Below are 14,056 nucleotides of genomic sequence, written 5' to 3' on the forward strand. Positions count from 1 at the left end.
CCAAGCCCTGCTCGGCTTGCTCCAACAAGTGCTCGGTCACCAATTCGGCGACGGGGATAGTTCCCAGTGTCGGCAGGGTCATGTTTGCGTGGATGCCATCGCGGGCCCCGGCGAAGAAGTTGTTCGCCGCATCGTCGAAAGACAACCGTGACCACACTGGTCGTGTCTGGCCGACACTGGGAACTATCCCCGTCGCCGAATTGGTGACCGAGCACTTGTTGGAGCAAGCCGAGCAGGGCTTGGAGCAACTCGAGGTGAACCCGGCATTGATTCAGAAGCATCTGGGGATCATCGAAGGGCGCGCACGGAACCGACAGAATGGTGCGACCTGGCAGCTAGCAGCACTCGACAACGCGACCGCTGCCCTTAGCGCCGAGGCTGGTCACGACGCTAATGCTCGGGATGCTTCTGCCGCCGTTTCCACGGCCGATGCTACGGTCAATGCGACTACCGATGCGCCTGCCGAGGATCATGACGGCCCGGATAGCACGCTGCGTCGGCAAGCCATCGCGCGCATGCTCAGCGCTTATATCGACAATCAGAAATCCGGCGAGCCGGTGCACACCTGGTCCACCAATATCAGCTAAACGTAACTTTAGCTTTACTTTCTAGGGTATTCTGTTCGAGTTCCTGGCAATTAATTGAAAGGCCTTACGTTGACCACCCCTGGACAATTTTCTACCCAGCGACCTGGTAATGGTTCTCGCATCAAAATGACTCTTGCCTGGGTTTCCGTTGGACTCGGAATCCTGTTTTTTATCACCTCACCTACGTACGGCGGGTTTGCGGGCTTCTTCGCAGCCATCTTAATTGGACTGGCAATCGCAATCCCCGGGGCCTGGTTCTTGTTGCATGAACGTCGAGATCGCTCAAACCCGTCCTCAGCACTTAATCGGCATTGGAAGATCGTCACCCCTGTATCCGTTCTCTTATTTGTACTGGGATTGATTCTGTTTCCGTCAACTGAAGAATCAAAGCAACCAGAAAACAAGCCTGCTACTACAACTAGTTCATCGAGTACCCCGACGGAATCCTCTACTAGAAAATCAACGACCACAACTTCCGCAAGTTCCACGACTCGGAAAACTACAAAGTCTTCCACCAAGTCTTCTAGCACGAAGACAAGCACCACTGGTGGTTCTCATGTACCTGAAAAATATGTCGACGAGCCAAGCCCAATACTCCCTTCGGAGCCAGCAGAGCAACAACAGCATATTGAACCGGCACCGGCACCAGCACCTGCGGAAGCGCCAGCTCCAGCGCCTGCACCAGCACCAGCTCCAGCCGAAGCGCCAGCTCCAGCACCGAGCGCCTTTTACCCTAACTGCGCTGCAGCACGTGCAGCTGGCGCTGCCCCACTGTACCGAGGAAATCCAGGCTATAGCACCAAGTTGGACCGCGACGGTGACGGAGTAGCCTGCGAATAAGAACCTTAACTTTTGGGAATACCCTGCTTGCTACCGAGCAATAGACTGCTCAACTCTCGCCCAGGAAATCTGGGCGAAAATGAGAAAAACCGGCGGTACCTGAATCAAAACAGATACCGCCGGCATGTCCACCATGTTGTGACTCCTAGTGTCAACTAGGACGCAACTGATGCCATACTGTGGGGCCAGCGGGGCTCGAACCCGCGACCAATGGATTATGAGTCCACTGCTCTAACCGACTGAGCTATAGCCCCTTCCAGTTCCCGCACATCACGGCCCGAGGGCTCTCCCGCAAAATCGCTGCGGTGGAGCAGCCGAGCCGAAGTACCGAAACTGTTGTTTAAGTATAACGGCAAATTAATCGCCGTCTACCACTACCCCAGCAAAGCGTTGAAAACCTCGCTTGAGCTTGGGTGAGTATAAATTCCGCCACCGACGGTGCTTGCTGGAATATCAGCAGACATCGCCAGCGCCAGCGTGTTAATCAGCTCCTGGGCATCGACGCACAGCAAGGTTGCGCCCACGATGCGGTCGGTTTCGCGCTCAACCAAAATCTTCGCGCGCCCTTCAGGTTTACCCAGGATCTTCGGGCGCGGCATGATCGGAATATCCTTGATATCCGCTGCCTTGACGTCCAGAGTGTTGCCGCGTGCTTCGACTTCCTCGCGGGCAGCATCTTCACCCAAACCAACCGTCGCCAAGGGCGGGTCGATGAACGTCGTCGTCGGCACCACACGGTTGTCCGTCGTACGGGAGCCATCGCCCCAACGGTCCGACAGAATTACGCGGTGATCATCAAACGACACGTAGGTAAATTGCGGTCCACCATTGACATCACCCGCAGCGTAGACGCCTTCGACGTTGGTGCGCAGGTGCTTGTCGACGGCTACTGCCCCGCGCTCAGTCAGCTCGATGCCTGCCTTATCCAGACCAAGGTCTTTCGTCGCCGGTTTCCGCCCGACGGCCACCAGTACCTGCGCGGTATCCGCGGTTTGTTCGTTACCGTCACCGTCTTTCCACACAGTAGTGACAGCATCGGCGCCGCTTTCGCGGAATTCAGTGACCTGGGCTCCCGTGATCCAGGTGATGCCCAAGTTGTCCATGATCGTGCCGACGTGTTCTGCAATGTCGCGATCAAAGTTGGCAAATGGCGTGTCGACGGTATCGACCACGGTCACTTTCGTGCCGAACTTGGCGAAGTAGGTTGCGAATTCCATGCCGATAGGGCCGCCGCCAACGATCAGGAGGGAGTCTGGGCGTTCGTCCAACCGCTGTGCCTGGGTGGAGTCGATGACGCGCTCCAGGTCGGCGCCTGGCAACGGCAAGACGACGGGCTCAGCGCCGGTGTTGATGATGACCGTCTCTCCGGTGATTTCCATGCGCTCTTCGCCGCCGGTGACTTCCACGGTCTTTTCGCTAATGAAGCTAGCGTGACCGTCGACGACAATGACACCTTTGCCTTCCGCGAGGTCCAGGTTCACCTGGTTCATCTTCGACGTCAGCGTTCCGCGACGCTGGATGGCTTCCGAAAAAGCCGTGGAATCATCAGTGGTGGGTTTGGCGTGGTGACGTTCTGCGTCGGTGAGCAGGGCTTTCGTCGGCACGCAGCCAATGTTGATGCAGGTTCCGCCGTACATGGTGCTGGATTGCTCCACCAGAGCCACCCGGTCACCTGAAGCGGCTCGTTTCATAGCGATGGTTTTACCGGCTTTGCCGAAACCAATAACCAGAACGTCGACCTTCATGTTTTCAGTCATTCGTTGTTAGGCCTTTCTTCGTTCATTCGGTAAATCTGTCCGATTAGCGCCGATTGCCTTCAATCGGTGTCAATCGGCACCAATCGGTGTTGCTACGCTCCGCAACGACAAGGAAGCCTAGATAATTCCCGCTTGGCAGGTTACAGTCATCACAGTAGATAAGAACGCTACAGATAAGAAGGCTACAAACTCTGCCGAAAAACACCTCTGCGCTGGCGATTTGCACTACATCAAATACACTTATATAGTTAATCATCGTTGCGCCGGAAGGCACAGGCCGAAAGGTTCAGAGCAAATCAGAACCAAAGGTCAAGCCAGAAGACGTAGAAAATAATCCTCCATAGCTCAGTTGGCAGAGCATTCGACTGTTAATCGAAGGGTCACTGGTTCGAGCCCAGTTGGAGGAGCAATATTTCAGCCCCGCGGGTCAGTAAATGCACTGACTTGCGGGGCTTTGTCGTGCCTGAATCCGCCTAGGGTTATGCGAGGGCGGGATATGTGACAAAACGGGCTGTGCCACAAAAGTGCGGGGTTAAGTAGCAAAAGTGTGTCCGGGATTGTTGCCCCGTGTCGGGATCCAGATATTTTGTGTCTTTTTTACAAATAGTGAACGAAAACGGCCTCTTTCAGCGGGCCTATTTGTAAAAAAGACACAATAGACATGCCTCCCGGCGACATGATTCCCGCGCACGACGATCCCCGGCGACATGATTCCCGCGGGAAATGATTGCTGGCGATGGGCCCCCTCGCCACCACGACATAAGAAAACCGCCCGGCACGCTATGCGCGCATCGGGCGGTTTCGCTGGGTTCCCAAAAGAACCAATTAGTGAATGCCCTGCATAGTCACAAAAGCTATGCAGAAGCTGAGGTGACCTATTTAGCGGTCAACGTTAAGAATCAAACCGTTCTGGTCGATGTCGATGTCGATGCCACCAGATTCAACTTCCCAGTAGCCGTCGTTGTCCCACTTGACCTTGGCTTGACCATTGTGGGCGCGCTGCAGAACCTGAGCTACTTCGTCCTTAGTCAGACGCTCTTCGGTCAGGTCACGCTCTGCTTCACCGGTGTAGCCAGTGATATCGGCAGGCAGGTTGTTGGTGGCAGCGCCGCCACCCGCCTGGCCAGCTCCGGCACCGGCACCGGCGTTGTTGCCAGCGTTAGCGCCAGCACCTTCAGTTACGGTGACAGTTTCCTGGCCACTGTTTTGGTTGTTCTGGTTATTCTGTTGTGCTGGTGCTGCGGTTTCAGTGACGGTCACTGGGGCACCATTGCCACCATTGCTGCAAGCTGCCAGGGTCAGGCCCAGAGCGGCAGTGGCTGCCGCGATGGAAACGCGGCGGAAAGTATTCGATTTCATGTCTTCAACCCTTCTTGTGAGTCTTGTGAGTTTTCCCAGCGTTTGCTGGGGAGGCGGTGTCTAACCTCTGAGAACTCCAGCTCGACACGTTTAGTGAGTATACCTATAGTGACACGTCAACAAGGTACCTAGACCCCAAAATGTGGGGCATATATCACATCAAGCTACCTAGTGACGGTGGTTACGCTTGCCTTAAAATTACTAGGTAACGCTCAAAAAACTAGGATTTTCGGCACACGAACCAGAAAATCTGATTTAACTAGTGTGCACAAGAAAACCCCTTATTCCCACCACCACGCCGCGGTGAAATCCCGTCATCCTCACACCAACTAGAGCCACCGAAACAACTAGGTTGAAACAACCAGACCAGCCAGTAAACCTAAACAGCTAGACCGAACCAACTAGGCCGCGCCAACCAAAGAAACAACCAGACCAAGCCAGTAGACCGAGACTAGTAAGCTGAGGCAGGTAGGCTAGAGCACAGTTCATTGCACGCCCCTGCGCGAGCACGTGCACAACAAACGCAAGGAAAAGGGAAACGTTTCACCATGATTCAGTTCGTCGTCGGTGCCACCGCGGGATACGTCTTCGGCACGAAGGCGGGCCGAAAGCGGTTCCACCAAATCAAAGGCGCCTACGAAAAGGCGATTAACTCCCCAGTCACCCAATCCGTGGCCCGTTCAACCCGCAAGGCCATCGCCAACAAGCTGGACCCGGAACCACGCATGCGCGAGGTCAAAGACTTACGCGCCGGCAAAAATGGCAAGCGCAACGATGCTGATTACGACGGCCGCGCAGCAGCCGACCGTATCTACGAACACGATGAGGACTAGCGCACCGACGAGGGATAGCGAGCACAGCGAAGACTAGCAAGTGGACGAGGACTAGTGCCAGCCGCAAAGACTAGCGCGAGCGCGACGGCGACTAACTAGCAGCCCACTACCCCGGGACGCGCGCACCTCGCAAGTAGCTAGCTACCGGAACGCCCGAGCAATCAGGTCCCGGCGCGCCTGCTCCAAGGCCACCAAATCGGCAAACAACGAGTGATAGGTCTGCTCATCATCACTCGGACGCATGCGTTGTAACTGTGCTTTCAACTGCGCGATCTGATCGCCTACCCGAGCTTCCTGCAACCGGGATAACACCATGTCAACGTAGGCTTGCAATCCCGCACTTGCATAGCGAATTTCTTCCACCGCCAATTCTGAAACCAGCGAACGCCCCACCAGATCCGCCATGTGCTCAGCGACCGCAGCAATCCAGTCGACGCCGTCGCTGGCATTAGCTACTCCCCCGGCTTGGTAAATCGCGGCACGCACCGCGCGGTAAGCCTCGTTGCTGAAGACATCTTCACCCAAGCCATCAAAGTACTCGCCGACGTGCTGCGGGTACTGCAGCGCCAGTTTCAGCGATTCCCGCTGCGGCCACAAGTAAGTATCCCGCGGGTTCGGCGCGACGATGCCGGGCTTGTCCTGCCGGGCATCACGCTGGCTGTCATTATCAAACCGACGCGCACGTTTCACCGTTTCCTGTGGGTTCTGTACCTTCGCAGATTCCTTGCGCACCTGCGCGACGACCTCATCCGGGCTATCCCAGCCGACCCACCCGGACAAGCGCCGTGCGTATTCCATCTGCAGCGGTTTGTCACGAATACCAGCAACCACCGGCACGGTGCGTCGTAAAGCCTGAAGGCGCCCTTCAGCAGTATCCAGCTTGTGGCTGGCCAGGATGGACTGAATCACGAACTCAAACATCGGGATCCGGTCAGCCACCAGATCCCGCACCGCAGCGTCGCCACGTTCCAGGCGCAGATCGCACGGGTCCATCCCCGGCGGAGCAATAGCTACGAAAGACTGTCCCGAAAATTTCTGTTCGCCGGAAAATGCGCGCAACGCAGCCTTCTGCCCAGCCTCGTCACCGTCGAAGGTATAAATCAGCTCACCGCTGAAATAGTTATCGTCCAGCATCAACCGGCGAATCACCTGCAAGTGATCCTGGCCAAAAGCGGTACCGCAGGCAGCGATCGCGGTTTTCACTCCCGCGGCATGCATCGCCATGACGTCCGTGTAGCCTTCCACGACCACCGCCTGATGCCCAGCAGCGATATGCTTTTTCGCCATGTCCAGGCCAAACAACACCTTTGATTTGTGATACAGCATGGTATCCGGGGTGTTCATGTACTTGCCCAACTTGTCGTCGTCGAAAAGCTTGCGGGCGCCAAAACCAATCACGTTGCCGGCGATATCTTTGATCGGCCACAACAGCCGACGATGGAAACGGTCAATCGGGCCGCGCTTGCCCATCTTCGACAGGCCTGCCTTGTCTAGCTCGTCGAACTCGAAGCCCTTGCGCAGCAAATGCTTGGTCATTGTGTCCCAACCTGCGGGGGCATAACCGATTTCAAACTCGTAGATCTGCTCGCGGGAAAACCCGCGGTCCAGCAAAAATTCCCGCCCAGTGCGCGCTTGCTCGGTTTCGAGCTGCTCACGATAAAACTCGTGCGCCACACGATTGGCCTGGATCAGGCGCTGGCGGGTGCCAGGTTTTTCCCGCCGACCACCAGTGGTTCCGCCCTGATACGTGATGTGATAACCGATCTTTTCCGCGACGGCTTCCACAGCCTCCGGGAAGGTCAGCTGTTCCATTTCCATCAGGAAGCTGAAAACATCGCCACCTTTGCCGGAAGAAAAGCAGTGATAATAGCCGCGCTGCGGACGCACATGAAACGACGGCGTCTTTTCGTCTTTAAACGGCGACAGCCCCTTGAGCGAATCGTGCCCCGCGTTTTTTAGTTGTACGTACTCGCCGACGATCTCGTCGATAGCTGCGCGTTCGCGGATTGCCTGAATATCACTATCGGGGATCCGTCCTTGAGCCATGCCCAAAGACTACCTTTTCCGGGCGCGACAGCGTAGCTGGCCACCAGGATTGGGCCGAATGCTCGAGGATACTGGCCACCAAGAGTGGGCCTACTGCTCGCGGATAGCCGGGCAGCACGCTAGTGCTAGTGCAAAAACCCGGATAGCTGCGCGGCCTGCTGGGCCAAGCGTTCCAACCGCGATTCCGTCATCGAGGCAATCTGGTCAATGATCACGCGCTGCCGCTGTGCTGAGTTCTCTGCTTGCCGCCACCACAGCCCAAACATCGGGTCCAACGAACCCGGCGCGCCAGCCACCAAGTAGTCGTAGACGTTATAGACCCGCTCGCGCTGGCGGTCTTGCCGCGCTAAGTGCGAAGGCTCATCCATCACGTACAGCACAGCCAGGGTTTTCAATAGCTTCACCTCGGCCGCTGCCTGTCGCGGAACCAGCAGTTCACCCTGGTAACGCCCTAGTTCGCCCTTGCCGACGAGCTCCGCGTTGTGCTCCCGGCTCGCCGCAATAGTCGCGCCAACGTACCTGCCTACTAGCTCGGAAGTCATGGCTTTCAGCTGTACGTACCCGTGCAGGCTCGGGGTGAAATCTACTGCGGCATTGATGATCGGCAATTCGCGTAGCGCACCGGCGGCGTCGAGAAGTTCTTCGGCATCCCCGCCGAAAGCCTTGGCTCCCTTTTCGGACAACGCGGCCAACTCCACCAGGTCCCACAGCACCGCCAGGTTCACGCGCCCAGCGACCACGCCGTCTTCGACATCGTGCACGGAATAAGCAATATCGTCCGACCAGTCCATGGTTTGCGCTTCCATCGTGGGCCGCGCCTGGCCGCTACGGTGGTTTCCCGCCGGATCATGGGCGCGGATCCAATCGAGCACGTCGGCTTGTTCGTCATAGCAGCCATATTTTCGGTTGGTGCTGCCATCCGCATTGGTCTTGGTACGTGGATATTTACACGCCGCATCAAGTGCCGCCCGGGTCAGGTTCAGCCCGCGGCTTGTGCCAGCGTCGTCCAGAATCTTCGGTTCCAACAGCGTCAGAATCCGCAAGGTTTGCGCATTGCCTTCGAAGCCGCCGCATTCGTCGGCAAGCTCATTGAGCGCGGTCTCACCATTGTGACCATACGGCGGGTGGCCGATATCGTGGATGAGCCCTGCCATCTCGCACAAATCCGGGTTCAGGCCCAGGCCTTCGCCGATGCCACGGGAAATCTGCGCAACCTCCAGGGAATGCGTCAGGCGGGTACGCGGAGTATCCCCATCGCGCGGGCCCACCACCTGGGTTTTATCCGCTAACCGACGCAGCGCAGCCGAGTGCAGCGCGCGGGCACGATCACGGGAAAACTCGTCACGCTGTTCTGCGCTCGCCGGATCCAGCAAACTACCGGTGCTGGTGGTAGCAGCCGTCGACAAGTGCGATTGTTTCGCTTGTTCTGCATAACGACGCTGCGTATCTGCGACGCCGTAGCGGTAGGCCTTCCCGGCTACTGTCACTGGCTACTCTCCTGCCCGTTTTCTCCGCATTGCTGTTGCGCCTGCACCCGCGCCTGCTCATGCTCATGCTGTGCACGCAAATACTCATGGCGCATGCGCCGCGAGGGCCACACCAGCGCCTGCGCTTTCCGCAGCACACTTTCTAGCCTAACCGCCGCCGATGCTCCCGCCAGCACATGCACATCCGCCACGGTCAACCCGCCGATCTCGTGTAACAACGATTTCCACCAAGCCAAACCCGGAAATTGGCAAGGTGAATACGGTGTGGGAAAAGCCTGCGGTAACACACCAAAACGCCGCGCGATTTTTTCCGCCCGCGCGCTATGGTTCGGATCAGTCACCAGCAACACATCACGGCCCCGCAGCTCCGGGTAGCGGTCGAACGTCGCCGCCAGGCTCGCTGCAGTATCCGAGCCCACACCAATGCCTTCCGCCCGGACAATCCCACGTGCCTGCAAATATTTTGCACCAACCGCAGCCTCAGTTTCGGTATCGCCCGGCAGCGCGCCGCCCACGCACAACACCTGAGCGTCGGGGAAAATACGCGCAGCAAACACCGCTTGTTCCAGACGCGCCGCGAATTGCCGCGACGGGGTTCCGTTGTACTGCGCAGTGCCTAAAACCACGATGGCCTCGGGATCGTAGACCGGCAGGTAACGGCGCCGATAGGCCACGGTGAGCACCCGGCTGGCCTGTACAACCGCCCCTAGCAACGACGTACCCGCCAGCGCAGCCAGGCCCCTCCGTGCAATTTTTAGTGAATTCACGCCCTCTAGTCTGCCTTAACCGTCCTGGCTTCGCGGGTATCATCGTCGTCATGCGGCAGAATTCAACTTCTTTCGAGTCTTCAACGTCTACAGCGCACGCACAGGCTTCCGGTGCCCGTCCGGCCATCGCTTTTCGACACCGTCTGCTCGGCTCCGGTGCCCGCGGTGGATTTCGAACTACTGCTGGAATTGCGGCGGCTTTCGCGGCAACAGGCTGGGCTGCGTCGTTCGGCATGGGTGCTGCCGACGCCAGCGCTGCCACCGAATCCCCCGCGCTAGCCGAAACGCACCTAGCGGCAACCGCCGAGCGCCCATTGCCCGCCCACACCACGGTTCTTGCCCAGGCCGTCGATGCGGGGCGGCTCAATAGCCAGCTGGTCGACGGCGTCGGCATCCTGTCCGCGGACGACGAGCAAGCAATTAACGACGAGCTCAAACAGTTGCAACAGTCGGATCGCATTCAGTTCTATATCGTCTACACCGACACCTTCGGCGGGATGAGCGCGCAGGAATACGCAGAGACCACCGCCGCGGCCAACGGTGGCGGCCAGGGCAGCAACGTCGGTGTGCTGGCCATTGCCGTGGACGACAGCCAATACGATGTCTACGCCTCGCCGGGTGGCACCTGGAGCCAAGACAAACTCGATGCTGCTTCCGCCGCCGCGTACGACGAGTTGATTAACGACAACTTCGCCGGCGCCGGGCTCGCTGCTGCGCAAGCCGTGCGCACGGGTTCTGCTGGCGACGCTGGTAATGCTGGCGGCAGCGACTCGTCTGGGGCGGGCTGGCTTGCAGCCGGTGGTCTCGCAGCCGTCGCAGGTGGCGGTGGTGTGTGGTATTACAACCGCCGGAAAACCCAACAAAATTCCTCCGAGCTGCTCTCCGATGCGCGCGGAATTTCTCCGGACGACACCAGCTCGCTGCTGCGCCTTCCGGTGGCGACGTTGGAAGAGCGCGCCGATGAAGAAGTCACCTCGACTGATGAGTCCATCCGGCGCGCGAAGGAAGAACTAGACTTGGCAACCGCAGAATTCGGTGCCGACCGTGTCCGACAATTCACGCGCGCGATGAACAATTCTAAATCTGTCATGCAGCGCGCCTTCCGCACGAAAAAAGAGTTGGACGCGCATAACACTCTGCCGGAAGATCAGCGTCGTGCACGGTTGGTGGAAATCATCTCTGATTGTGGCAAGGCCGACCGTGAGTTGGATTCCCAGGCCGAAAAATTCGCGGAGATGCGCAACTTGCTGGCGCAGGCGGATTCTAAGATTGCCGAGCTCACCCAGCGCAGCGTCGCAGCGCGCTCCCAATTACACCGGGCCCAATCCACTATGGCATCGCTGCGGGAAAGCTACTCTCCAGAAGTACTGCACACCATCGCAGATAACCCAGAGATGGCCGAGGTTTCCTTGGAAGAAGCCGAGGATTTGCTCTCGCACGCTAACGAGCTGCAGGATAAGCCGGCTGGTCAGCAGCAGGGATTAGTAGAAACCATCCGCGAAACAGAACATGCGCTGGAGGTCACCACCCGGCTTCTCGACGGCGTGGAAAACACGCGTTCGGATATCGCCACCGCGAAATCCAGTATCAACGATCTGATTGCTGAAGTAGAAGAAGAAATCGACGAGGCCGCACAGTTGAAGCAACGCGGCTCGCACGATGGCACTCCGGCAGATTGGGACCGGCTCGATTCCGTGGTCGACAACGCACAACAAGCACTGGCGCACGCCAAAGAAAATAAAGACAGTGATCCGCTGGGCAGCTACAACCAACTACTGGATGCTGATACCGAATTGGACGACAAGCTGGACCGGGTGCGCGAGAAATCCGCCGATCACCAGCGCACGTTGCAGCTTTTGCAACAACAGCTAGAGTCTGCGAATTCGCGAATTCAGGCTGCAGAGGATCTGATTTCTTCCCGCGGACGAATCGTGAAATCCGGGGCTCGGACCGCGCTTGCCGACGCCCAACGCATGCACGCCGAGGCCCTGCAGTTGCGTCAGACGGATGCGCGTTTAGGCATTGAGGCTGCCCGTGGCGCCGGTCAGGCGGCGCAAGCCGCAATTAAGCGCGCTGAAGACGATGTGAAAGACCACCAGCGTTCGATGAATGAGCACGGTGGTTTTGGCGGCCCCGGTGGCCCCACCAGACGCGGTGGCTATGGTTACCGCCGTGGTCGCAGCTCCACCGGCTCTTTGTTAACCGGAATGGTGCTGGGGTCTATCTTGGGCGGATCCGGCGGCAGCAGTGGCTTCGGCGGCGGCTTCGGTGGCGGCGGAGGCTTTGGCGGGGGTGGTGGCTTCGGTGGCGGTCACTCCGGCGGCTCGTTCTAGAACAAGAAGGCCAGGATCGCCACGATTGTGCATAACAATAGTGTGGCGATGATACCTACTGCCGACGACGACAGCCGTGATTCCAGGATCATGCGTGCGCTAAAACTCAGCGCGATGATTTCGTCGCGGCTCAATGCTTCTGCCCCACGGGTTTCTTCCCCACGGGTTTCTTCCCCACTGGCTCCTACCCCAGCACCTGCTGGCCCACTGGCTGCTGCCCCAGCAGCTGTAGGTCCATCGAATTCCAGGATGGCGCGGCGCACTCCCCGGTTAGCACCGCTGAATTGCGCAACCTTGTTGCCGTTTTCGTCGTCAATGATCCAATTCTTGCCGGATTCATTGATCAAGGTAAATTCGCGCTTGCCCACGCGGGCAAGCAAACGCGATGCACGCGCTAGGTTGCCTTCGACAGACAGCTTCAGCTGCGAGCTTTCAGCATCCACGGCTTCAATCCCACGAGACTGCTCTACCTGCAGCTGCCAGTTGGCCCCGTCGAGTCGCGCCAGCTCATCGCTGAACACTCCCAGACGGTTTGGCCCGTCTTCTTCCAGCAACACCGGGGTATTGCGGTCATTACGGTCCCAACTGGTGTAGCGCATGCGCGTGCCTTTCTATCGAGCCCCGTTTACGGGGCTATAAGCGTTTAGCAGCCGACCAGGCGTGCAGCCAAGTAGGATTCCAGATCCTCGATGGCCACGCGCTCTTGCTCCATGGTGTCGCGCTCGCGCACGGTGACGGCTCCGTCTTCCAAAGAATCGAAGTCATAGGTCACACAGAACGGCGTACCGATCTCATCATGGCGGCGGTAGCGGCGACCGATAGCACCGGAAGTATCGAAATCAACATTCCAGTGCTGGCGCAGCTTCTGCGACAATTCCTTGGCTGGGCCGGTCAGTTCTTCCTTCTTGGACAACGGCAAAACCGCTACCTTGACCGGAGCCAGGCGACGGTCCAGGCGCAGCACGACGCGCTTGTCGGTTCCGCCCTTGGCATTAGGTGCTTCTTCCTCGTGGTAGGCGTCGACAAGGAAAGCCATCATGGAACGCCCCAGGCCAGCGGCAGGTTCAATCACGTACGGAATCCAGCGCTCTTCCTTGGTCTGGTCGAAGTACGACATGTCTTCGCCAGAGCCTTCTTGGTGCACACGCAAGTCGTAGTCAGTGCGGTTGGCCACGCCTTCCAACTCGCCCCACTTGGAGCCCTGGAAACCGAAAGCGTATTCCACGTCGACGGTGCGCTTGGAGTAGTGCGACAGCGACTCTGGTGGGTGCTCGTACAAACGCAGGTTTTCTGGCTTAATGCCCAGGTCGATGTACCACTGGTGCCGATCATCGATCCAGTACTGGTGCCATTCTTCATCGGTGCCAGGCTCGACGAAGAACTCCATCTCCATCTGCTCGAACTCGCGAGTGCGGAAAATGAAGTTACCCGGGGTGATCTCGTTACGGAAGGACTTACCGATATTCGCGATGCCGAATGGTGGCTTCATGCGCGAAGAGGTCAGCACATTCTTGAAGTTCACGAAAATACCCTGCGCAGTTTCTGGGCGCAGGTAGTGCAGGCCTTCTTCGTCGTCGACTGGGCCTAGGAAGGTCTTCAGCAATCCGGAAAACGCGCGCGGCTCAGTCCAGTTACCTGGCTGGCCGGTTTCTGGATCGTTGATGTCTGCCAGGCCGTTTTCTGGTGGGTGGCCATGCTTTTCCTCATAGGCTTCCAGCAGATGATCGGCGCGGTAACGCTTGTGGGTATACAGCGATTCCACCAACGGGTCGGTAAACACTTCAACGTGGCCGGACGAGACCCAGGTCTGGCGCGGCAGGATGATGGAAGAGTCAATGCCGACGACGTCATCGCGGGATTGCACCATGTGACGCCACCACTGGCGTTTGATGTTTTCTTTCAATTCGACGCCGAGCGGGCCGTAGTCCCATGCCGAGCGCGAGCCGCCATAGATTTCACCTGCTTGATAGACCAGGCCGCGACGCTTGCATAGGTTTACGACGGTGTCGATGACATTCGCCATTGTAAAAGGACTCCTCTGGTAGGG

General features: G+C 58.1%; 11 protein-coding genes, 2 tRNA genes and 1 pseudogene. 5 read left to right on the plus strand and 9 right to left on the minus strand.

Features of this window, described 5'->3' with window-relative positions; translation table 11 throughout:
- Nucleotides 1-587, plus strand: a pseudogene (locus A5774_RS00300) (hypothetical protein); the annotation flags it as partial.
- A 523-nt stretch (nucleotides 588-1,110) separates the two neighbouring features.
- Here the strand turns inward: A5774_RS00300 and A5774_RS11600 are convergent.
- On the minus strand, nucleotides 1,111-1,305 hold the full coding sequence (locus tag A5774_RS11600; protein WP_023019127.1) for a hypothetical protein: 195 nt from the start codon (nucleotides 1,303-1,305) through the stop codon (nucleotides 1,111-1,113).
- Here A5774_RS11600 and A5774_RS11810 point away from each other — a divergent pair.
- Nucleotides 1,215-1,427 carry an excalibur calcium-binding domain-containing protein gene (locus A5774_RS11810; protein ID WP_232218039.1) on the plus strand — a complete coding sequence of 71 codons (213 nt, stop codon included), beginning with the start codon at nucleotides 1,215-1,217 and terminating at the stop codon, nucleotides 1,425-1,427. The genes A5774_RS11600 and A5774_RS11810 overlap by 91 nt on opposite strands.
- A 180-nt stretch (nucleotides 1,428-1,607) precedes the next feature.
- Here A5774_RS11810 and A5774_RS00315 read toward each other — a convergent pair.
- Nucleotides 1,608-1,681, minus strand: a tRNA-Ile gene (locus A5774_RS00315).
- A 120-nt stretch (nucleotides 1,682-1,801) separates the two neighbouring features.
- Nucleotides 1,802-3,184 carry an NAD(P)/FAD-dependent oxidoreductase gene (locus A5774_RS00320; RefSeq protein WP_064832970.1) on the minus strand — a complete coding sequence of 461 codons (1,383 nt, stop codon included), beginning with the start codon at nucleotides 3,182-3,184 and terminating at the stop codon, nucleotides 1,802-1,804.
- A gap of 334 nt (nucleotides 3,185-3,518) precedes the next feature.
- Here A5774_RS00320 and A5774_RS00325 point away from each other — a divergent pair.
- Nucleotides 3,519-3,591 (plus strand) — tRNA-Asn (locus A5774_RS00325).
- Nucleotides 3,592-4,063: 472 nt separating this feature from the next.
- On the opposite strand, the gene A5774_RS00330 is transcribed toward A5774_RS00325, so the two are convergent.
- On the minus strand, nucleotides 4,064-4,543 hold the full coding sequence (locus tag A5774_RS00330) for a hypothetical protein (protein ID WP_064832971.1): 480 nt from the start codon (nucleotides 4,541-4,543) through the stop codon (nucleotides 4,064-4,066).
- Between the two features lie 548 nt (nucleotides 4,544-5,091).
- On the opposite strand from A5774_RS00330, the gene A5774_RS00335 reads away from it, so the two are divergent.
- Nucleotides 5,092-5,376 carry a hypothetical protein gene (locus tag A5774_RS00335; protein WP_064832972.1) on the plus strand — a complete coding sequence of 95 codons (285 nt, stop codon included), beginning with the start codon at nucleotides 5,092-5,094 and terminating at the stop codon, nucleotides 5,374-5,376.
- A 141-nt stretch (nucleotides 5,377-5,517) separates the two neighbouring features.
- On the opposite strand, the gene dnaG is transcribed toward A5774_RS00335, so the two are convergent.
- The 3 genes from dnaG to A5774_RS00350 all read right to left on the minus strand — a co-directional run bounded on the left by dnaG (nucleotide 5,518) and on the right by A5774_RS00350 (nucleotide 9,676).
- Nucleotides 5,518-7,422, minus strand: coding sequence for a DNA primase (gene dnaG / locus A5774_RS00340; RefSeq protein WP_064832973.1), 1,905 nt, complete (start codon nucleotides 7,420-7,422; stop codon nucleotides 5,518-5,520).
- A gap of 125 nt (nucleotides 7,423-7,547) precedes the next feature.
- Nucleotides 7,548-8,909, minus strand: a complete 1,362-nt coding sequence (locus A5774_RS00345) for a deoxyguanosinetriphosphate triphosphohydrolase (RefSeq protein ID WP_064832974.1) — start codon at nucleotides 8,907-8,909, stop codon at nucleotides 7,548-7,550.
- Nucleotides 8,906-9,676, minus strand: a complete 771-nt coding sequence (locus A5774_RS00350) for a YdcF family protein (RefSeq protein ID WP_023019121.1) — start codon at nucleotides 9,674-9,676, stop codon at nucleotides 8,906-8,908. Before A5774_RS00350 ends, A5774_RS00345 begins: the two co-directional genes overlap by 4 nt.
- Before the next feature lie 50 nt (nucleotides 9,677-9,726).
- Between A5774_RS00350 and A5774_RS00355 the strand changes: the two genes are divergently transcribed.
- Nucleotides 9,727-12,009, plus strand: a complete 2,283-nt coding sequence (locus A5774_RS00355) for a TPM domain-containing protein (protein WP_082936021.1) — start codon at nucleotides 9,727-9,729, stop codon at nucleotides 12,007-12,009.
- On the opposite strand, the gene A5774_RS00360 is transcribed toward A5774_RS00355, so the two are convergent.
- Nucleotides 12,006-12,608, minus strand: coding sequence for a hypothetical protein (locus A5774_RS00360; RefSeq protein WP_064832975.1), 603 nt, complete (start codon nucleotides 12,606-12,608; stop codon nucleotides 12,006-12,008). The two genes, A5774_RS00355 and A5774_RS00360, sit on opposite strands and share 4 nt — an antisense overlap.
- Nucleotides 12,609-12,652: 44 nt before the next feature.
- Entirely contained in the window at nucleotides 12,653-14,032 is a 1,380-nt protein-coding gene (locus A5774_RS00365) for a glycine--tRNA ligase (protein WP_064832976.1), read from the minus strand.
- Between the last annotated feature and the right edge of the window lie 24 nt (nucleotides 14,033-14,056).

Source organism: Corynebacterium sp. EPI-003-04-2554_SCH2473622, from assembly GCF_001665955.1.
Lineage (GTDB): Bacteria > Actinomycetota > Actinomycetes > Mycobacteriales > Mycobacteriaceae > Corynebacterium > Corynebacterium pseudodiphtheriticum.